At 73.0% G+C, this 996-nt stretch carries 1 protein-coding gene; it reads right to left on the reverse strand.

The features are described 5' to 3' along the window. Nucleotides 1-48: 48 nt before the first annotated feature. Nucleotides 49-878, reverse strand: a protein-coding gene (locus tag WA616_RS24355; RefSeq protein ID WP_442902023.1) for an IS5 family transposase whose coding sequence is annotated in 2 segments (ribosomal slippage) — nt 49-519 and nt 522-878 — 828 coding nt in all. Because the reading frame shifts where the segments join, the coding sequence is not laid out codon by codon here. Between the last annotated feature and the right edge of the window lie 118 nt (nt 879-996).

Raw genomic sequence — 996 nt, forward strand, 5'->3', positions numbered from 1 at the left:
GCGAGCGGCGGCGGCTCAGGTCAGAGGGCGCCCTTAGAAGACGTTGCGTTAGTTCGCCGGTAGGCGGCGGGCGCAGATGAGGGTGACCGCGAGCCGGACCAGCGCGGTGATCGTCGTGGCGGTGCGGTCGTAGCGCAGCGCGAGGCGTTTGTAGGACAGCAGCCAGCCCAGGGTGCGTTCGACGACCCAGCGGTGGCGGCCGAGGCGGGCGCTGGAGTCGCGGCCGATGCGGGCGATCCGGGCGGTGATCCCGCGGCGGCGCAGATAGCGGCGCACGCGCGGGACGTCGTAGCCCTTGTCCCCGTGCAGCTTGACCGGCCGGCGGCGCGGATGGCCGCGGCCGCCGCGGCGGATCGCCGGCATGGAGTCCAGGATCGGCTCCACCAGCATGCTGTCGTTGCGGTTCGCGCCGGAGACGGCGACGTTGAGCGGCAGCCCGGCCGCGTCGACGAGCAGGTGGTACTTGCTGCCTCGTTTCCCGCGGTCGGTGGGGTTCGGGCCGGTCAGCTCACCCCCCTTTTCGCCCGGACACTGACCGAGTCCAGGCTCGCTCGTGACCAGTCCAGCCGGCCGGCCTCGCCCAGCCGGTCCAGCACGGCGACGTGCAGCCGGTCGAACAGGCCGGCCTCGGCCCACTCGTGCATCCGCCGCCAGCAGGTCCAGCCCGACCCGTAGCCCAGCTCGGTCGGTAGCTTGGCCCAGCCGATGCCGGTGGACAGCACGAAGGCGATCCCCTCGAGCACGTCCCGATCCGCGGTCCGCGGCCGGCCGGTGCGGCCGTGCACCGCAGGCCTGCGCGGTGGGATCAGCGGCTCGACCAGCACCCACAACTCGTCACTGATCAGCCGCGGCGGCGGGGAAGACACCGACGACGACATGCCCCGCACCCTGCGCCGACACCTCGTCAGCGGACAGAGCCCGAGGACCCACTTCCGCAACGTCTTCTTAGCGGGGTCGCCCAGCGGTCGGCTACCGGGGTCACCCGCCGGCGGATCC

The organism is Geodermatophilus sp. FMUSA9-8 (assembly GCF_037034165.1).
GTDB lineage: Bacteria > Actinomycetota > Actinomycetes > Mycobacteriales > Geodermatophilaceae > Geodermatophilus > Geodermatophilus nigrescens.